The organism is Terracoccus luteus, from assembly GCF_003635045.1.
Classification (GTDB): domain Bacteria; phylum Actinomycetota; class Actinomycetes; order Actinomycetales; family Dermatophilaceae; genus Terracoccus; species Terracoccus luteus.
Genome location: NZ_RBXT01000001.1, coordinates 694019 through 712521 on the forward strand (window position 1 = coordinate 694019; position 18503 = coordinate 712521).

General features: G+C 73.5%; 18 protein-coding genes and 1 pseudogene. 7 read left to right on the forward strand and 12 right to left on the reverse strand.

What is annotated here, in order from left to right; genetic code table 11:
• Positions 1-4 precede the first annotated feature (4 nt).
• The 3 genes from DFJ68_RS03255 to deoC all read right to left on the reverse strand — a co-directional run bounded on the left by DFJ68_RS03255 (position 5) and on the right by deoC (position 3639).
• A complete protein-coding gene (locus DFJ68_RS03255; RefSeq protein WP_121030972.1) occupies positions 5-1063 on the reverse strand; it encodes an aldehyde dehydrogenase family protein in 1059 nt (352 codons plus the stop codon).
• Positions 1060-2547 carry an aldehyde dehydrogenase family protein gene (locus tag DFJ68_RS03260; protein WP_121030974.1) on the reverse strand — a complete coding sequence of 496 codons (1488 nt, stop codon included), beginning with the start codon at positions 2545-2547 and terminating at the stop codon, positions 1060-1062. Before DFJ68_RS03260 ends, DFJ68_RS03255 begins: the two co-directional genes overlap by 4 nt.
• Before the next feature lie 72 nt (positions 2548-2619).
• On the reverse strand, positions 2620-3639 hold the full coding sequence (gene deoC, locus DFJ68_RS03265; RefSeq protein WP_121030976.1) for a deoxyribose-phosphate aldolase: 1020 nt from the start codon (positions 3637-3639) through the stop codon (positions 2620-2622).
• A gap of 200 nt (positions 3640-3839) precedes the next feature.
• Here deoC and DFJ68_RS03270 point away from each other — a divergent pair, with 200 nt between their 5' ends.
• Entirely contained in the window at positions 3840-4478 is a 639-nt protein-coding gene (locus DFJ68_RS03270; protein WP_121030978.1) for a PH domain-containing protein, read from the forward strand.
• A 21-nt stretch (positions 4479-4499) separates the two neighbouring features.
• Here DFJ68_RS03270 and DFJ68_RS03275 read toward each other — a convergent pair whose 3' ends face one another.
• Both DFJ68_RS03275 and DFJ68_RS03280 read right to left on the reverse strand, forming a co-directional pair.
• On the reverse strand, positions 4500-6224 hold the full coding sequence (locus DFJ68_RS03275; protein ID WP_121035038.1) for a phospho-sugar mutase: 1725 nt from the start codon (positions 6222-6224) through the stop codon (positions 4500-4502).
• Between the two features lie 8 nt (positions 6225-6232).
• A complete protein-coding gene (locus tag DFJ68_RS03280) occupies positions 6233-7069 on the reverse strand; it encodes a purine-nucleoside phosphorylase (RefSeq protein WP_245963433.1) in 837 nt (278 codons plus the stop codon).
• An 82-nt stretch (positions 7070-7151) separates the two neighbouring features.
• On the opposite strand from DFJ68_RS03280, the gene DFJ68_RS03285 reads away from it, so the two are divergent.
• On the forward strand, positions 7152-8552 hold the full coding sequence (locus tag DFJ68_RS03285; RefSeq protein ID WP_121030983.1) for an NAD(P)H-quinone dehydrogenase: 1401 nt from the start codon (positions 7152-7154) through the stop codon (positions 8550-8552).
• An 18-nt stretch (positions 8553-8570) separates the two neighbouring features.
• Here DFJ68_RS03285 and DFJ68_RS03290 read toward each other — a convergent pair whose 3' ends face one another.
• Positions 8571-8795, reverse strand: a complete 225-nt coding sequence (locus DFJ68_RS03290) for a hypothetical protein (RefSeq protein ID WP_121030985.1) — start codon at positions 8793-8795, stop codon at positions 8571-8573.
• A 48-nt stretch (positions 8796-8843) separates the two neighbouring features.
• On the opposite strand from DFJ68_RS03290, the gene DFJ68_RS03295 reads away from it, so the two are divergent.
• On the forward strand, positions 8844-9110 hold the full coding sequence (locus DFJ68_RS03295; protein ID WP_121030987.1) for a hypothetical protein: 267 nt from the start codon (positions 8844-8846) through the stop codon (positions 9108-9110).
• 269 nt (positions 9111-9379) lie between these two features.
• Here DFJ68_RS03295 and DFJ68_RS03300 read toward each other — a convergent pair whose 3' ends face one another.
• Positions 9380-11161, reverse strand: coding sequence for an acetyl/propionyl/methylcrotonyl-CoA carboxylase subunit alpha (locus DFJ68_RS03300; RefSeq protein ID WP_121030989.1), 1782 nt, complete (start codon positions 11159-11161; stop codon positions 9380-9382).
• Positions 11162-11199: 38 nt separating this feature from the next.
• Here DFJ68_RS03300 and DFJ68_RS03305 point away from each other — a divergent pair, with 38 nt between their 5' ends.
• Genes DFJ68_RS03305 through kynA form a run of 3 tightly spaced genes read left to right on the forward strand, consistent with a single transcriptional unit; the run spans position 11200 to position 13486 of the window.
• On the forward strand, positions 11200-12045 hold the full coding sequence (locus DFJ68_RS03305; RefSeq protein ID WP_121030991.1) for an aldo/keto reductase: 846 nt from the start codon (positions 11200-11202) through the stop codon (positions 12043-12045).
• Between the two features lie 26 nt (positions 12046-12071).
• The gene (locus tag DFJ68_RS03310) at positions 12072-12593 is read left to right on the forward strand and encodes a DUF3806 domain-containing protein (protein WP_121030993.1); all 522 of its coding nucleotides are present in this window, start codon (positions 12072-12074) and stop codon (positions 12591-12593) included.
• Positions 12594-12616: 23 nt separating this feature from the next.
• Positions 12617-13486, forward strand: coding sequence for a tryptophan 2,3-dioxygenase (gene kynA, locus DFJ68_RS03315; RefSeq protein WP_121030995.1), 870 nt, complete (start codon positions 12617-12619; stop codon positions 13484-13486).
• 16 nt (positions 13487-13502) lie between these two features.
• Here kynA and DFJ68_RS03320 read toward each other — a convergent pair whose 3' ends face one another.
• A complete protein-coding gene (locus DFJ68_RS03320; RefSeq protein ID WP_121030997.1) occupies positions 13503-14168 on the reverse strand; it encodes a DedA family protein in 666 nt (221 codons plus the stop codon).
• Positions 14169-14314: 146 nt separating this feature from the next.
• On the opposite strand from DFJ68_RS03320, the gene DFJ68_RS03325 reads away from it, so the two are divergent.
• Positions 14315-15757, forward strand: a complete 1443-nt coding sequence (locus DFJ68_RS03325) for an APC family permease (protein ID WP_121030999.1) — start codon at positions 14315-14317, stop codon at positions 15755-15757.
• A gap of 450 nt (positions 15758-16207) precedes the next feature.
• On the opposite strand, the pseudogene DFJ68_RS19060 reads toward DFJ68_RS03325, so the two are convergent.
• The 4 genes and pseudogenes from DFJ68_RS19060 to DFJ68_RS03345 form a co-directional block, all read right to left on the reverse strand.
• A pseudogene (locus DFJ68_RS19060) lies at positions 16208-16471 on the reverse strand (helix-turn-helix transcriptional regulator); the annotation flags it as partial.
• 195 nt (positions 16472-16666) lie between these two features.
• Complete coding sequence (locus tag DFJ68_RS03335) at positions 16667-17134, reverse strand: SufE family protein (RefSeq protein WP_211333255.1); 468 nt, start codon at positions 17132-17134, stop codon at positions 16667-16669.
• Between the two features lie 8 nt (positions 17135-17142).
• Entirely contained in the window at positions 17143-18033 is an 891-nt protein-coding gene (locus DFJ68_RS03340; RefSeq protein WP_121031001.1) for a sulfurtransferase, read from the reverse strand.
• Positions 18034-18074: 41 nt separating this feature from the next.
• Complete coding sequence (locus DFJ68_RS03345; RefSeq protein WP_121031002.1) at positions 18075-18479, reverse strand: MerR family transcriptional regulator; 405 nt, start codon at positions 18477-18479, stop codon at positions 18075-18077.
• Between the last annotated feature and the right edge of the window lie 24 nt (positions 18480-18503).

Sequence of the window (18503 nt, forward strand, 5' to 3'; positions counted from 1 at the left end):
CGGCTCAGATGCCCTTCGGGTGCCACACCGTCTTGGTCTCGAGGAAGGCGCGCAGCCGCCCCAGCCCCGGCTCGAGCGCCCAGTCGGGCTCGACCGCCTCGTCGCCGTCGAGCGCCGGCCGGAGCACCCGCTTGAGGTTGTCGGCCGCGGCCGCCTCGAGGTCGCCCCACACGACCCCCTCCGCACCGGCGGCGCCGGCGAGGTCGATCGCGTTGACGTCGCGGTGCGCGGCGAGCCAGCCCGCCACCTCGGCCGTGTGGGCGGTGACGAGGTTGACGACGCCCCCGGGGACGTCCGAGGTCGCCAGGACCTCGGCCAGCGTCACCGCCGGCAGCGGCCGCGACGCGGAAGCCACGACGACGGCCGTGTTGCCCGTCGCGACGACCGGCGCGAGCACCGACACGAGGCCGAGCAGCGACGAGCGCTGGGGTGCGAGGACGCCGACGACACCGGTGGGCTCGGGGGCGGACACGTTGAAGAAGGGTCCGGCGACGGGGTTGAGGGTGCCGAGCACCTGGGCCACCTTGTCGGTCCAGCCGGCGTACCAGACGACCCGGTCGACGGAGGCGTCGACGAGCCGGCCCGCCTCGTCACGGCCCACGCCCTCGGCCGCGGCGACCTCGTCGACGAACTGGGCCCGGCGGCCCTCGAGCACCTCGGCCACGCGGTAGAGCACCTGGCCGCGGTTGTAGGCGGTGGCACCCGACCAGCCGGCGACGGCCGCGCGGGCGGCGACGACGGCATCCCGGACGTCCTTGCGCGAGCCCTGCGCGGCGTTGGCGAGGAACTCCCCGGAGGCGGAGCGCACCTCGTAGACCCGCCCCGACTCGCTGCGCGGGAACGCGCCCCCGACGTAGAGCTTGTAGGTCTTGCGCACGGCGAGGCGCCCGCCCGCGGTGGCGTCCGCGCCCCCCGGCGCACCCGCATCCGTCGGCGTGACGTCGGTGACGCCCGTGACGTCGGTCGACGTGGTGTCGGATGCCGCGGTGCTGGCAGTGGCGTCGGCGGTGGCCGTGGTCGTGCGGCCGCCGGTGCGCCGCCGGCCCGTCGTCGCGTCGGTCATCGGGTGGCTCCCGTCGTGGAGAGGGCGCCGGTGGGCGCCGCTGCGGTGGTGACGTACGCCTCGAGGCCGTGCCGGCCGCCCTCGCGCCCGTAGCCCGACTCCTTGTAGCCGCCGAACGGCGAGGTCGGGTCGAAGCGGTTGAAGGTGTTGGCCCAGACGACCCCGGCCCGCAGGCGGTCGGCCATCCAGAGGATGCGCGAGCCCTTCTCGGTCCAGACGCCGGCGGAGAGCCCGTAGGCCGTGTTGTTGGCCTTGGCGACCGCCTCGGCCGGGGTGCGGAAGGTCAGCACCGACAGCACCGGCCCGAAGATCTCCTCGGTCGCGACGCGGTGCGTCTGCGCGACGCCGGTGAGCACCGTCGGGGGGAACCAGTAGCCCTTGCCGGGCAGCGTGCACTCGGGGCTCCAGCGCTCGGCGCCCTCCGCGACACCCGCCTCGACGAGGCCGGTGATGCGCTCGAGCTGCGCCTTGCTGTTGATGGCGCCGAGGTCGGTGTTCTTGTCCATCGGGTCACCCACCCGCAGCGTCCCGAGCCGGCGCTTGAGGCGCGCGACGACCTCGTCGTGGACGTTCTCCTGCACGAGCAGGCGCGACCCGGCGCAGCAGACCTGGCCCTGGTTGAAGAAGATGCCGCTGACGATGCCCTCGACCGCCTGGTCGACCGGGGCGTCGTCGAAGACGATGTTGGCGGCCTTGCCGCCCAGCTCGAGGGTCGCCTTCTTGCGGCTCCCGGCGACCGACCGCGCGATCGAGCGCCCGACCTCGGTCGAGCCGGTGAAGGCGATCTTGTCGACGTCGGGGTGCTCGACGAGGGCCTGGCCGACGCGGCCGTCACCGGTGAGGATGTTGACGACACCCGCCGGCAGCTCGGCCTGCTCGCACACCTGCGCGAAGAGCAGCGCGCTGAGCGGCGTCGTCTCGGCCGGCTTGAGCACGACGGTGTTGCCGGTCGCGAGAGCGGGGGCGACCTTCCAGGCCAGCATGAGCAGCGGGAAGTTCCACGGGATGACCTGGGCCACGACACCGTGTGGCCGCACCGGTCCGGCGCCGGGCTCACCGAGCGAGGCGTACTCCAGCTTGTCGGCCCAGCCGGCGTGGTAGAAGAAGTGCGCCGCCGCGATCGGGACGTCGACGTCGCGCGTCTCCTTGATCGGCTTGCCGTTGTCGAGTGTCTCGAGCACCGCGAACTCGCGGGCCCGCTCCTGCAGGATGCGGGCGATGCGGAAGAGGTACTTGCCGCGCTCGGCCCCGCTGAGCCGACCCCACGGCCCCTCGAACGCCCGGCGGGCCGCGGCGACGGCACGGTCGACGTCCTTCGGGCCTGCCTGGCTCACCTGTGCGAGCACGCTCTCGTCGGCCGGGTTGACCGTGTCGAAGAGCGACCGCGGCCGGGTGAACTCCCCGTCGACGTAGAGGCCGTAGCTCGGCTCGATGGTGACGACCGAGCGTGACTCGGGGGCGGGGGCGTACTCGAAGCGGGGCATGGGCGCGGTCCTCGGGGATCCTCGGTGGCGGCGGGTGAGCGGCGGGTGAGCGGCGGGTGGGCGGGAGGTCGGTCAGTCGAGGGTCACGTAGTCGGCACCCGAGTAGGCACCGCTCGCGAGCTTCTGGCGCTGCAGCAGCAGGTCGTTGAGCAGGCCCGAGGCGCCGAAGCGGAACCAGTCGGGGCTGAGCCAGTCGTCACCCGCGACCTCGCTGACCATGACGAGGTACTTGACGGCATCCTTCGTCGTCCGGATGCCGCCGGCGGGCTTGACGCCGACCTGGCGCCCCGTGAGGTCGCGCCAGTCGCGGACCGCCTCGAGCATGACGAGGGTGACGGGCAGCGTCGCCGCGGGGGAGACCTTGCCCGTCGAGGTCTTGATGAAGTCGCCACCGGCGAGCATCGACAGGTAGGAGGCGCGGCGCACGTTGTCGTAGGTGGCCAGCTCACCGGTCTCCATGATGACCTTGAGGTGGGCGTCACCGCAGGCGCGCTTCACCTCGACGATCTGGTCGAACACGGTGAGGTAGTCGCCGGCGAGGAAGGCGCCGCGGTCGATGACCATGTCGATCTCGTCGGCGCCGGCGCGCACGGCGTCCTGCGTGTCGGCGAGCTTGACGGCCAGGCTCGCCCGGCCGGAGGGGAAGGCGGTGGCCACGGCGGCCACGTGCAGGCCGGTGTCGCCCAGGGCCTCGCGCGCGGTCGCGACCATGTCGCCGTAGACGCAGACGGCGGCCGGGCGGGGCGTGCTCGGGTCGGTGGGGTCGGGCACGAGGGCCTTGGCGCAGAGCGAGCGCACCTTGCCGGGGGTGTCGGAGCCCTCGAGGGTCGTCAGGTCGATCATGCCGATGGCGGTGTCGATCGCCCACGCCTTCGAGGTCGTCTTGACCGACCGGGTGCCGAGGGCGGCGGCGCGAGCCTCGTTGCCGACCTGGTCGACCCCTGGCAGCGCGTGCAGCCAGCCCGTCAGCGCGCGGTTGGTGAGCCGCGAGACCCCGAGCACCTCACGCGCGACGGTGACGGCGTCGCCGCCGTGGCCGGCGTCACGGCCGGTGCCGGGCTGGGGGTCCGTGCTGGTCCGGGCGGGGCTCATAGTCACCCCGGGAGTCTAGCCGCGCCCCCGCGCCCGCCCTGCCGTCCGCGCCTCCGCCGCCGAGAGAGGCGCGAGAGGAGCGAGCGCCGACGGGCGCCGGGTCCGTGCCCGTGAGGACGCGCGGGCCGTGAGACAGTCGAGACCGGACAGCGCGCGCGGTCGGGTGCGCGCGACGGAGCAGAGCACGGCGGAGGCAAGCGGTGGGGACGACGAGCAGCCCGGATGCCGGTGACCGCCTCAGCGTGGACGGCAAGGCCCTGCGGCCCGGCTCGGCGACCGTCGTCGGGGTCGTCTGTGTCGTCGCGTCGCTGCTGCTGCTCGTGCCGGCGGTGCGCCGCCCGGGCGCCAACCTCGTGCTCATCGCGTCGGTCGTGCTCGCCCTCGTGCTCGTGTGGCTCTTCGTCGTGCGGCCCTGCGCCCGGCTGGGGCGGGAGGGCATCACCCTCGTCAACCCGCTGCGCACGGTCGAGCTGACCTGGCCGGTCATCACCGAGGTGCGCTCGAAGTGGGCCCTGGAGCTTGTCGCCGACGGGAGGCGCTTCACGGCGTGGGGCGTCCCGGCCGACCCCAAGCGGCCCAAGTACGGGCGCGACCTGCTGCTCATGGGCACCAACCGGGTCAGGGGCGGCACACCGGCCGGTCAGGCCGCCGGCGCGGCGTCACCGCGGCGCAAGGTGGAGGCGCAGACCGTGGCCGCCGAGGTCGAGGCGCGCATGGCGGCCGACCGTCGCCGCAAGGACGGGCGCACCGCGCGCATCGCCGAGCAGAGCTGGGACCCGGTCGCGGTCGGGGTGCTCGCGGCCGCCGTCGCGTTCCTCGTCGTCGCCCTCGTCGTCTGAGCGGGACGGCCGGCCGAGGCGTCAGTCGAGCGCGGTCAGCCGTTCGAGCTCGATGCGCAGCGCCGCGAGGCGGTCGGTGGCGCGGGCTCGAGCGACGCCGAGCGACCCGGCATCCTCGACCGGCTCGACGACCTCGAGGTACACCTTGACCTTGGGCTCGGTGCCGCTCGGGCGCACGATGGCGCGCGAGCCGTCGACGAGCAGCAGGCGCAGGCCCTCGGTGGGGGGGAGCCCGCCGTCGCCGCGCGCGAGGTCGTCGACGTGGTCGACGGCCACGCCCGCGATCTCGGTGGGGCGGGCCTCGCGCAGCCGGGTCATGAGCGCGTCGGTCTGCGCGAGGTCGGCGACGCGCACCGAGAAGGAGTCGGTGGCGTGCACGCCGAGCTCGGTGGCGAGGTCGTCGAGCAGGTCGAGCAGGGTGCGCCCCTGCGCCTTCTGCTGCGCGGCCAGCTCGGCGAGCATGAGGGCCGCGCTGACGCCGTCCTTGTCGCGCACCGTCGCCGGGGCGACGCAGTAGCCGAGGGCCTCCTCGTAGCCGTAGGTGAGGCCGGGCACGCGCGCGATCCACTTGAAGCCCGTGAGGGTCTCCTCGTGCCGGATGCCGCTCGCCGCGGCGAGCGCGGACAGCTGGCGTGAGCTGACGATCGAGCAGGCGAAGACGGCGTCGGCGATGGCGTCGTCGCGGCGCAGGCGGGCGGCGACGTGGGCCCCGAGGAGGACGCCGACCTCGTCGCCGCGCAGCATGCGCCACCCCCCGGCGGCGGGGTCGTCGACCGCGGCGGCGCACCGGTCGGCGTCGGGGTCGTTGGCGATGACGAGGTCGGCCCCGACCTCGCGCGCGAGCGCGAGCGCGAGGTCGATGGCGCCGGCCTCCTCCGGGTTGGGGAAGGCGACGGTCGGGAAGTCGGGGTCGGGCACGGCCTGGGCGTCGACGACGACGGGGGCCTCGAAGCCGGCCCGGACGAAGGCCTCGCTCACGGTGGCGTGACCGACGCCGTGCAGGCTCGTGTGCACGATCGACAGCCCGCGCGGGCCGCCGGGCTCCACGACGCCGACGACGGCGTCGAGGTACTCCTGCTGCAGCACCTCGCCGAAGGTCTCCCAGCCCTCGGCGGCGCGAGGGACGTCGGCGACCCGCTGCACGGCGGCGATGCGGGCGGCGATGCCGGCGTCGACGGGCGGCACGATCTGGCTGCCGTCGCCGAGGTAGACCTTGTAGCCGTTGTCCTGCGGCGGGTTGTGGCTCGCGGTGACCATGACGCCGGCGTCGGCGCCGACGTGGCGCACGGCGAAGGCGAGCACGGGCGTCGGCAGCGGCTGGGGGAGCAGCAGGGCCCGGCCGCCGGCCGCGACGACGACGGCCGCGGTGTCGCGGGCGAAGACGTCGGAGTTGTAGCGGGCGTCGTAGCCGATGACGACGACGGGGGCCGGGCCGGCGCCGCCCTCGTCCTGCAGCCACGCGGTGAGTCCGGCGGCGGCGCGCACGACGACGCTGCGGTTCATCCGGTTGGGGCCGGCACCGATGGCCCCGCGCAGGCCGGCGGTGCCGAACTCGAGCAGGCCCGAGAAGCGGTCGGCCAGCCCGGTCCGGGCTGCGGACGCCTCCTCACCGTCGCCGGCGGCCCGGGTGAGCAGGTCGTCGAGCTCGGCGCGGGTCGTCGGGTCGGGGTCGTCGTCGCGCCAGGCGCGGACGGCGTCGAGCAGGGCGTCGGGCACGTCGGTGGTCGGCCGGGAGGTCGCGGTCATCGGCTCGTTCACGCGATCCTCCGCACGACCTCGGAGAGGAGCCAGCCGCAGCGCTCGGCCGCGGCCCGGCCGGCCTCGAGCACCTCCTCGTGGCTGAGGGGGACCGGCGAGATGCCGGCGGCGAGGTTCGTCACGAGCGAGATGCCGAGGACGTCGAGGCCGACCTGGCGGGCGGCGATGGCCTCGAGGCTCGTCGACATGCCGACGAGGTCGCCGCCGAGGACCTTGGCCATGCGCACCTCGGCCGGGGTCTCGTAGTGCGGCCCGCGGAACTGGACGTAGACGCCCTCGTCGAGGCCGGGGTCGACCTCGCGGGCGATCTCGCGCAGCCGCGGTGTGTAGAGGTCGGTGAGGTCGACGAAGTTCGCGCCCTCGACGGGGGAGTGGGCGGTGAGGTTGATGTGGTCGCGGATGAGGACCGGGGTCCCGGGCGACCAGTCGGGGTTGAGACCGCCACACCCGTTCGTGAGGACCACCGACCGGCATCCGGCCGCCTTGGCGGTGCGCACGGCGTGCACGACGGCGCGCACCCCGCGGCCCTCGTAGAAGTGGGTGCGGGTGCCGAAGACGAGGGCGCGGCGGCCGGTGTCGCCGACCGCGACCGAGCGCATGCTGCCGGAGTGGCCGGCTACGGCGGCGCGGTGGAAGCCCGGCACGTCGTCGTTCTCGACGGTCGCCAGCGTCTCGCCGACGAGGTCGGCGGTCTGGCCCCAGCCGGAGCCGAGGACGAGGGCGACGTCGTGGCGTTCGGCCCCGGTGCGCTCGGCGATGACGGAGGCCGCGAGGGAGGCGACCTCGAACGGGTCGGTGGTGGGGTCGCCGAGGTCGGGGGCAGCGGTAGTCACGTGGCGGACTCTATCGACTGGGGGCGGACGCACGAGGGGCTGCCGGGACGGGGCCGTGGGCGGCGGGTGGTTGGATGAGGGGGTGATCACGCGTGAGACGGCCGTCGTCATCGTCGGCGGCGGGCCGGCCGGGTACGAGGCGGCGCTCGTCGCCACCCAGCTCGGGGCGACCGTCACCGTCGTCGAGCGCGACGGCCTCGGCGGGGCCGCGGTGCTCACCGACTGCGTGCCGAGCAAGGCCCTCGTCGCCACCGCCGGGTTCATGTCGAACCTCGACGTCGCCGAGCGTCTGGGCGTGCGTCTGCAGGACCGCGAGGGCGACGTCGTGTCCGACGCCGTCGCCAGCGCCGCCACCGTCAACGGCCGCATCCTCGCGCTCGCCACCGCGCAGAGCGACGACATCCGCGCCGGCCTCGAGAAGGCGGGCGTCCGCTTCGTGCACGGCACCGCGACGGTGCGCTCGCGCGAGCTCGTCGAGGCCCGCACGGCCGACGGGGTCGAGTCGCTGCGCGCCGACGTCGTGCTCATCGCGACCGGCGCGACGCCCCGCGTGCTCGACACCGCCCGGCCCGACGGCGAGCGCATCCTCACGTGGCAGCAGATCTACGACCTCACCGAGCTGCCCGAGCGCATGGTCGTCATCGGCTCCGGCGTCACCGGCGCCGAGCTCGCACAGGCGTTCCTCGGCCTCGGGTCCGAGGTCGTCCTCGTCAGCTCGCGCGAGCGCGTGCTCCCCGGTGAGGATGCCGATGCCGCCACCGTCATCGAGGACGTCTTCCGCACCCAGGGCATGGAGGTGCTCGGCCGCTCGCGGGCCGCAGGGGTCGAGCGGACGGCGGACGGCGTCGTCGTCACCCTCGTCGACGGACGCACCGTCGAGGGCAGCCACGCGCTGCTCGCCGTCGGCTCGGTGCCGCAGACCCGTGACCTCGGCCTCGAGGAGGCCGGGGTCGAGCTCGCCCCGTCGGGGCACATCACCGTCGACCGCGTCTCGCGCACGAGCGTGCCCGGCATCTACGCCGCGGGTGACTGCACCGGCGTGCTGCCGCTCGCCTCCGTCGCCGCCATGCAGGGCCGCATCGCCATGTGGCACGCCCTCGGCGACGCCGTCGCGCCGCTCAACGTCACCGGGGTGGCGGCCAACATCTTCACCGAGCCGGAGATCGCGACCGTGGGCGTCGGGCAGGCGGCCGCCGACGACTCGCCGGAGATCGAGTCGGTCATGCTGCCGCTGTCGCGCAACCCGCGCGCGAAGATGATGGGGATCACCCACGGTTTCGTGAAGCTGTTCTGCCGCAAGGGTTTCGGCACGGTGCTCGGCGGCGTCGTCGTCGCCCCCGGCGCCTCCGAGCTGATCTACCCGGTGGCGCTCGCGGTGCAGCACCGCCTCAGCGTCGACCAGGTGGCGAGCACCATCACGGTCTACCCGTCGCTGTCGGGATCCATCGCCGAAGCGGCCCGCCAGCTGCACCAGGCGAGCTGAGCCGACAGCCGCCGGCGCTCAGACGCGCCCGTCGCCGTCCGGGTCGACGCCGCTCTCGCGGTCGCGCCGCTCGGCCGCCAGGCGGTCCTCCTCGAGGTAGCGGGCGCGCCGCTCGCGGGACAGCCTCTCGCGCAACCGCTTCTGCAACGGGTAGACGACGGCGGCCACGACGAGCAGAGTGATGAGGGCGCCGACGGAGAATCCCGTCGACTGCTGGGCGGCACCGGCGAGAGACACGAACACCCGAGCAGTGTGCCAGAGCGTGCCGCCCGCCCCCGACGAAGGAGCGACATGAGCGACTGGCTGGCCAAGGCGAAGGACTTCGTCACCGGCTACCCCGAGAAGGACGTCGACGACACCGACCCGCTGCCCGAGCCCACCCCGTCACCCACCCCGTCACCCGACCCGTCGCCGGGCCCGGTCGACCCGACGGACCCCCGACCGGTCGACCCGAGCCTCCCCGGCGGTCCGGGGCCGAGCGAGATCCCGTCGCCGGCCGAGCCCGGCACCGAGCAGGGCCTCCCGGGCGCCCCGAACCCGAACCTGCCCAACGGCTAGCGAAGCGATGGGCCCGCCGGCGAGCGAGGCCAGCGGGACGGAGGGGTCGTGCGCGAGCGAGACCCGGCGGGGCGGAGGGGCCGTGCGCGAGCGATTCGCCGGCGGCGCCCCGGCAGCGCAGGGCAACGGTCCGTACGAGACGAGGGCGCCGCCCGCGCTCCTGAGCGAGCGGGCGGCCCCTCCGTCCCGACCCCGTCAGCGCGGTCCGCGCGGTGAGCGCCGGACCGTCCGAGGCAGAGTCAGCGCCGGACGACCGGCGTCACTCGGTGTCAGTCGGAGTCGACGATGGTGGCGAGCACCGCGCCGGCGGTGACGGTCTCGCCGACCGTGGCCGTGAGCCCCGACACGACGCCGGGCTTGTGGGCGGTGATCGGCTGCTCCATCTTCATCGCCTCGAGCACGACGACGAGGTCGCCGGCGGCCACCGTCGCCCCCTCCTCGACGGCGAGCTTGACGATGGTGCCCTGCATCGGGGCGGTGAGGGCGTCACCGGACACGGCTGCGCCGCTCTTGGCGCCCGAGCTGCGACGGGGGGCGCGCCGGGGGCGAGTGGTGCCGCCTCCGGACCCACCGAGCGACAGCTCGCCGGGCAGCGTCACCTCGACGCGCCGGCCGCCGACCTCGACGACCACGGTCTGGCGGGGGGCGGCCGCGTCGCCACCGGCATCCGACGGTCCGGCGAACGCCTCGATGGTGTTGTCGAACTCGGTCTCGATCCAACGGGTGTGCACGGTGAACGGGGCGTCGCCCTCGGGGGCGAAGGCCGGGTCGCGTACGACGGCGCGGTGGAAGGGCAGCACGGTCGGCATGCCGTCGATCTCGAACTCGTCGAGGGCGCGGCGGGCGCGCTCGAGCGCCTGCCGGCGCGTGCGGCCGGTGACGACGAGCTTGGCCATCATCGAGTCGAAGGCGCCGCCGACGACGTCGCCCTCGAGCACGCCCGAGTCGACGCGCACACCCGGCCCCGACGGCATCCGGTAGCGGCTCACCGTGCCGGGCGAGGGCAGGAAGCCGCGGCCGGCGTCCTCGCCGTTGATGCGGAACTCGATGGAGTGGGCGTGGGGCTGCGGGTCGTCGTAGCCGAGGGGCTCGCCGTCGGCGATGCGGAACTGCTCGCGCACGAGGTCGATGCCGGTGACCTCCTCGCTCACCGGGTGCTCGACCTGCAGGCGGGTGTTGACCTCGAGGAAGCTGATGTCACCGGCCGGGCCGACGAGGAACTCGCACGTGCCGGCGCCGACGTAGCCGGCCTCGGCGAGGATCGCCTTCGACGCACGCAGCAGCTCGGCGTGCTGCTCGTCGGTGAGGAAGGGCGCGGGCGCCTCCTCGACGAGCTTCTGGTTGCGCCGCTGCAGCGAGCAGTCGCGGGTCGAGACGACGACGACGGTGCCGTGCTGGTCGGCGAGGCACTGGGTCTCGACGTGGCGGGGGTGGTCGAGGAAGCGCTCGACGAAGCACTCGCCGCGGCCGAAGGCCGACACCGCCTCGCGGACCGCCGAGTCGAACAGCTCGGGGATCTCCTCGATGGTGCGGGCGACCTTGAGGCCGCGACCGCCTCCGCCGTAGGCCGCCTTGATGGCGACGGGCAGGCCGTGCTCACGGGCGAAGGCGACGACCTCGTCGGCGCCGGCGACCGGATCGGTCGTGCCGGGGACGAGCGGCGCGCCGGCCTTCGTCGCGATGTGGCGGGCCTTGACCTTGTCGCCGAGGGCGTCGATGGCGGCGGGGCCGGGGCCGATCCACGTCAGGCCCGCGTCGATGACGGCCTGGGCGAACTCGGCGTTCTCGGCGAGGAACCCGTAGCCGGGGTGCACCGCGTCGGCGCCGGAGCGGCGGGCGACGTCGATGAGCTTGTCCTGGACGAGGTAGCTGTCGCCGGGGGTCGAGCCCCCGAGGGCGAACGCCTCGTCGGCGACACGGACGTGGAGGGAGTCGCGGTCCGGATCGGCGTACACGGCGACGGAGGTGAGGCCGGCGTCGGTGCAGGCGCGGGCGATCCGAACGGCGATCTCACCGCGGTTGGCGATGAGGACCTTCGAGATGGGAGCCATGGGATCGGAGCCTAGCCGTCACCGGGTACGCCCCCCACATGACCTCGACCAGCCCCGTGCCCACCCTGTCCCTCGGCCACGCCTCGAGCCCCGGCCTCGCCGTGCCGCAGCTCGGATTCGGGGTGTGGGAGGTGCCGGATGCCGACATCGACGCCTCCGTCGGACGTGCCCTCGACGTCGGCTACCGCCACGTCGACACCGCCGCCGCCTACCGCAACGAGGGCGGCGTCGGTCGTGTCCTCGCCGCCACCGACCTCGACCGTGACGACCTCTTCGTCACGACGAAGCTGTGGAACGACGACCACGCCAGAGCCCGCGACGCCTTCGAGCGCTCCATGGGTCTGCTCGGCGTCGACGTGCTCGACCTCTACCTCATCCACTGGCCGACGCCGGGGCAGGACGCCTACGTCGACGCGTGGCGCGCGATGCTCGAGCTGCAGCAGGAGGGTCGGGTCCGCTCGGTCGGCGTCTGCAACTTCCAGCCCCACCACCTGCAGCGGCTCCTCGACGAGACGGGGGTCCTGCCCTCGATCAACCAGATCGAGCTGAGCCCGTACCTGCAGCAGCGCGAGCTGCGCGCCTTCCACGCCGAGCACGGCATCGTCACCGAGGCGTGGAGCCCCCTCGCCGTGCGCGCCGGGCTGCTCGACGACCCGGTCGTCACGCGCATCGCCGAGGCGAAGGGCGTCTCCCCGGCCCGTGTCGTGCTGCGCTGGCACATCGAGCTGGGCAACGTCGTGCTGACGCGCTCGGTCACCCCGTCGCGCATCGACGAGAACTTCGACCTGTGGGGCTTTGCGCTGGGCGAGGACGAGATGGGCGAGCTCGAGCAGCTCGACCGCGGCACCCGCACCGGCCCGGACCCCGACGAGTTCGGCGCCTGAGCCACCGACGGGGCTAGCCTGCGACCATGGGCTGGTTCTCGAAGAAGTCGAAGGATGCCGACGGGGCCGGCGACGAGGTCGGCGCCCCCGACGACTGGGCCGGCAGCGACGCCGAGGCGGGGGACGGGCTGGTCGGCGACCACACCGGCCGCCCCGTCTCGCGGCCGCTCGAGGCCGACGAGCGCGCCCGCATCGACGCCGCGCTGGCCCGTCTCGACGAGATGGGCATCGACGTCGACGACATCGACGCGGTCGGGGAGGGCTTCGACGAGGCGCACCGTGCGTGGCAGCAGGACCAGTCCCGCGACTCGGCCCAGGTCGTCGACACCTTCGCCGTCGCCATCGGCGAGCACCTCGCGCGTCACAGCGCCCGCGACTGGGCCGTCGTCACCGACGTCTTCGGCACCGACCTCGGGCTCGTCGCCGCCCGGGCCGAGACGGTCGTCGTGCCGCACAACCTCGTCGGCTCGCGGTGGATGCGCGGCGAGCGCGGCTGGATCCCGGGCGTCGTGAACCACCTCGTGTCGATGCGTCCCCGGCGGCGCTGAGCCCCCGTCCTAGGATCGCGGCCATGACCGCCGACCCGGACACCGCACGTAGCGCCAACCGCCGTGACCTCGAGCAGGGCATCGAGCGCGACTTCTCGCGGCGGATGTCCTACGGCGACTACCTGCAGCTCGACCGGCTGCTGTCGGCGCAGCACCCGCTCAGCGACCCGCCGCAGCACGACGAGCTGCTCTTCATCGTCCAGCACCAGACGTCCGAGCTGTGGCTCAAGCTGCTCATCCACGAGCTGCGCTCCGCCCGGGCCCTGCTCGCCGCCGACGAGCTGCCGCAGGCGCTGAAGCGGCTGGCCCGGGTCAAGCACATCCAACACACCCTCACCGACCAGTGGTCGGTGCTGGCCACGCTGACGCCGAGCGAGTACGCGCAGATCCGGCCGTTCCTCGCGACGAGCTCGGGGTTCCAGTCGGCCCAGTACCGCGAGGTCGAGTTCCTCCTCGGCAACAAGAACGCCGACATGGTCGAGGTGTTCGCGCACGACCCCGGGGCCCGAGCCGAGCTGCAGCAGCTGCTCGCCGAGCCCAGCCTCTACGACGAGTTCGCCCGGTACCTGCACCGGCGCGGGTACGCCGTCCCGGCCGCGGTGCTCGACCGCGACGTCACCCAGCCCTACCGGCAGGACGACGACCTCGTGAGCGTCTTCGCGGAGGTGTACGCCACGCCGCACGAGCACTGGGGCGTGTACGAGACGTGCGAGGAGCTCGTCGACGTCGAGGACAACTTCCAGCAGTGGCGCTTCCGCCACCTGCAGGTCGTGCAGCGCACCATCGGCCAGCGGACCGGCACGGGCGGCTCCAGCGGTGTCCACTTCCTCCGACGGGCGCTCGACCTGACGTTCTTCCCCGAGCTCTACGCGGTGCGCGCGCAGGTCGGCTGAGACCGAGTCCGACCGGTCAGCGCACGCCGGCCCGGTGCAGGCGCACCCGCTTGGCAACGAAGAGCCCGACGAGCGCCGCCGCGACCGCGAGCACGACGTACTGGAGCACCTCGGCGTACGGCTCGACGAGGGCCCAGTTCTGGCCCAGCAGGTAGCCGGCGGAGACGAAGACGCCGTTCCACACGAGGGAGCCCGCGGCCGACAGCAGCACGAAGCGCCATGCGGGCATGCGCGCCACCCCGGCCGGTACGGAGACGAGGCTGCGCACCACGGGCACCATGCGGCCGAAGAAGACGGCCGCGTCGCCGTGCCGCTCGAACCAGGCCTGCGCCTTGTCGATGTCGCGCTCGTCGACGAGGGGCATCCGCCGAGCGACGGCCCGGACCCGCTCCTCACCGACCCGGCGTGAGACGCCGTAGAGCACGAGGGCCCCGAGGACCGCGCCCGCGGTCGTCCACGCCAGGGCGCCGACGAGGCTGAACTCGCCGCGGCTGGCGGTGAAGCCCGCGAGCGGCAGGATGATCTCGCTCGGCAGCGGCGGGAAGAGGTTCTCGAGGGCGATGAGCAGGCCGGCCCCGAGGCCGCCGAGCGTCTCCATGACGCCGATGGCCCACCCGGCGACGCCCGTCGTCGGGGTGGCGGAGACCACGGCGGACGGAGCGGCGGGGACGGCGAGGAGCATGGGGTCAGGGTAGGCAACCCCGCATGGCCGGCAGGTGGCGGTCGGGTGAACCAGAGGTGTCCGGGCGCCAGCCGTTGCCGCTCCCATCCCGGTGCGACAGGCTGGGCCCAGCGGGTGTTCTCGCGACAACCGGACGGGGTGACGACATGGGTCAGGCGACGACGCAGGCCGACCAGGCGGAGCACGAGGGCGGCACCGAGCTCAAGCGGGTGATGGGCCCCGGCCTGCTGCTGCTGTTCATCGTCGGCGACATTCTCGGCACGGGGGTCTACGCCCTCACCGGGCAGGTGGCGGAGGAGGTCGGTGGAGCGGCGTGGGCGCCCTTCGTCGTGGCCTTCGCCATCGCCATCGTGACGGCGTTCTCCTACCTCGAGCTCGTGACGAAGTACCCGCAGGCGGCCGGGGCGGCGCTGTACACGCACAAGGCCTTCGGCATCCACTTCCTCACCTTCATCGTCTGCTTCACCGTCATGTGCTCGGGCATCACGTCGGCATCGACCGCGGCACGGGCGTTCGCGTCGAACCTCGCCAAGGGCTTCGGGCTCGACTCCGGCAACGCGACGATGATCATGCTCGTCGCCCTCGCGTTCATGGCGCTCGTCGCGCTCATCAACTTCCGCGGCGTCGGTGAGAGCGTCAAGGCCAACGTCGTCCTCACCATCATCGAGCTCTCCGGGCTGCTGCTCGTCATCTTCGTCGGCTTCTTCGCCATCTTCGGCGGCCAGGGCGACTTCTCCCGGACCATGGTCTTCGAGTCGCCCAGCGACAAGTCGACGTTCTTCGCGGTCACCGCGGCGACGTCACTCGCGTTCTTCGCCATGGTCGGCTTCGAGGACTCGGTCAACATGGCCGAGGAGACCAAGGACCCGGTCCGCGTCTTCCCGAAGATGATGCTCACGGGCCTCAGCATCACCGGGGCCATCTACGTGCTCATCTCGTTGTGCGCGGTCGCCATCGTGCCGGTCGGCGACCTCGCCGCCAGCGACACCCCGCTCGTCACGGTCGTAGAGCGGGCCGCGCCGTCGATCCCCATCGACACGTTGCTGCCCTTCATCTCGATGTTCGCCGTCGCCAACTCGGCGCTCATCAACATGCTCATGGCCTCGCGGCTGCTCTACGGGATGAGCCGCCAGCAGGTGCTGCCGCCGTTCCTCGGCCGCGTCCACCGCGGACGTCGCACGCCCTACCTCGCCATCGTCTTCACGACGGTCATCAGTTTCGGCCTCATCGTCTACGTGTCCAACGCCAGCTCCGACGCCGTCGAGGCGCTCGGCGGCACGACGTCGCTGCTCCTGCTCGGCGTCTTCACCATCGTCAACGTCGTCGTGCTCGTGCTGCGCCGCGACCGGCTCGACCGCGAGCACTTCGTCGCCCCGTCCGTGCTGCCGGTCATCGGCGCCGTCGCCTGCGCCTTCCTCGTGCTGCCGTTCTCCGGCCGCGACCCCGAGCACTACGTCATCGCCGGAGGCCTGCTCGCCCTCGGCGTCGTCCTGTGGGCCCTCACCTGGCTCGCCAACCGCGGGCTGCGCGCCCGCAAGACCTACTTCCGCGACCCCGACGACCTCACCGGCGGCGGCCCGGTCGACTGAGCGGCCGGCGCCCCCCTCCCGCGCGGCGAGCATCTCGCGGAGCCTGCGTCCGGACGGCCGGTCGGGCTCGCACTGGCAGGGGCAGACGCCGAGGCAGGCGAGCTCGAAGCACTCGTCGAGGCACCGGCACTCCTCGAGCTCGGCCGGACGGGGTGCCACCCTCGGCTGCGGCCCCCGCATGAAGTCCCGTCGCAGCGCGAGGGCGTCGGTCGTCGGGTGGTCCTGGCGGGCGACGTCCGGCGAGCGGCCACGCCGCCGGTCGCGCTCGGTCCGGTGGTGGAACCACGCCCTGGCCGGCGGCCGGTCGTAGCGGGGGTAGGCCCAGCGCTCGTACGGCACCTCGTCCGGAGGCGCGACGTCGAGGTGCGCAGGGAAGCGCCGCCCTGCGTTGTCGCGCACCCCACGCTCCGGCACCGGCCCGGCTACGACGGCATCCGCGTCGACGGCGACGAGCGTGAGCCCGGTGGCCACGAGCACCCGGTCGAGCAACCCGAGACTCGGCAGCCCGCGCCCCGACTCGAGCCGCGCCACCGTCGCCGGGGCCACCCCGACCCGGTCGGCCAGCTCGCGCTGGCTCAGGTCGCCGACGCGCCGTGCCCGCACGACGAGCCGTCCCACCGACGCCGGGTCGGCCCAGCGAACATCCTCGACACCGTCCATGCCCGGACACTGGCACCCGCCACCGACAGCCCCGCCCACCACGTCACTGCCCATCCACAGTGAGCACTGACGTAGGGCGCGCGCGACCCCCTGTTTCGACAATTCGGACAGGCCGCGCCGACTACGTCACTGCTCAGCCTGGGTGAGCAGTGACGTAGGGCGGGCGGGACCCGCTGATTTCACAATTCGGACAGGGTGTGCGGGATACGTCACTGCTCAGCCTGGGTGAGCAGTGACGTGGGGGTGGGGTCAGGCGGTCTTGGCCCGGACCTGGCGCTTGATGCGGGAGAGCATCGCGACCATCCCGCGCAGGCGCAGCGGCGAGACCGCCTCGGCGAGGCCGAAGCGCATCGGGGCGTCGTCGGGCACCGCGAGGACCTCCGCGGCCGAGAGCCCGTCGAGGCCCTCACGCAGGATGCCGGCGAAACCGCGGGTCGTCGGCGCCTCGGGGGGCGCGTCGAAGAAGAGCGAGACGGCGCGGTCCTCGAGGCGGTCGCCGTCGGCGACCTCGACGGTGAGGAAGAGCGGCGACTGGCACTCGTCGACGCGCTCGAGCTGGTCGAGCCGGCCGGCGTACCGCTCGGGCAGGCCGGGCAGCTCGTCGCTGAACTCGAGCAGCAGCTCCAGCTTGAGGTCCGAGCCGGCGGAGGTGAAGTCGTCGGCGATCTCCTGCAGCCCGGCCGGGAGCGGCGCGGCTGCGGCGGGTGCGGCGTCCACGGGGGCGGTCACTTCTCGATGGGGACGCGCACGGCGTTGCCCCACTCGGTCCAGGAGCCGTCGTAGTTGCGCACCGCCTCGAAGCCGAGCAGGTGGGTTAGCACGAACCAGGTGTGCGACGACCGCTCGCCGATGCGGCAGTAGGCGACGACGTCGTCGGCGGGGGACAGGCCCTTCTCGCCGAGGTAGAGCGCCTCGAGCTCCTCGCGCGAGCGGAAGGTCCCGTCGTCGTTCGCGGCCCGCGCCCACGGCACCGACACGGCGCCGGGGATGTGGCCGCCGCGCATGGCCCCCTCCTGCGGGTAGTCGGGCATGTGCAGCAGCTCGCCGGAGAACTCGCCGGGGGAGCGCACGTCGACGAGGGGCTTGCCGAGGTGGGCGAGCACGTCGTCCTTGAAGGCGCGGATGGGGGCGTCGTCGCGCTCGGCCACCGGGTACTGCGCCGGCGTCGGGGTCGGCACGTCGCGGGTCAGCTCGCGGCCCTCGGCCACCCACAGGGCGCGCCCGCCGTCGAGGAGGCGCACGTCCTCGTGCCCGAAGAGGCTGAAGACCCACAGGGCGTAGGCCGCCCACCAGTTGCTCTTGTCGCCGTAGATGACGACCGTGGTGTCGCGCCCGATGCCGCGGGCCCCCATCACCTCGGCGAACCGGGCGCCGTCGACGTAGTCACGGGTCACCGGGTCGTTGAGGTCGACGTGCCAGTCGATCTTGAGGGCGCCCGGGATGTGCCCCGTCGCGTAGAGCAGCACGTCCTCGTCCGACTCGAGCACGACGATGCCGTCGGGCCCGCCCACCTCACCCGCGGCGATGCGGTCCGCGAGCCACTGCGTGGTCACCAGGCGCTCCGGGTGCGCGTAGGCGCGGATCTTGGCGTCGTCGATCTCGTTCGTGCTGTCCATGCACCCATCCTCACACGGACGGGTGGGCCGCCGGTCCGGGCTCAGGCCTCGTGGTCGAGGCGCTCGAGGTCGCTGCGACAGGTCCGTTCGAAGCGACCGAGCTCGGCGATCGCGTCCTGCACGTCGCGCAGGCGCTGCTCGAGGTCGGCCCGCCGCTCGTCGATCTGCCCGAGCACGTACTCGAGCTGGGTCCGTCGGCCCCGGGGGGCATCGAACAGGTCGATGATCGTGCGGATCTCCTCGAGGGGGAAGCCGAGCCGCTTGCCGCGCAGCACGAGGTCGAGCCGGGTGCGGTCGCGGCGGTGGTAGAGCCGCTGGGTGCCCCGCCGCTCGGGCGTGATGAGGCCGAGGTCCTCGTAGTGGCGCACCGTGCGGTGCGTGACGCCGAACCGGTCGGCCACCCGGGCGATCGTCCAGGGCTCGTCACCGGATGCCGGACTTGTCATGCCCCCGAGCGTGCTTTACCTTTA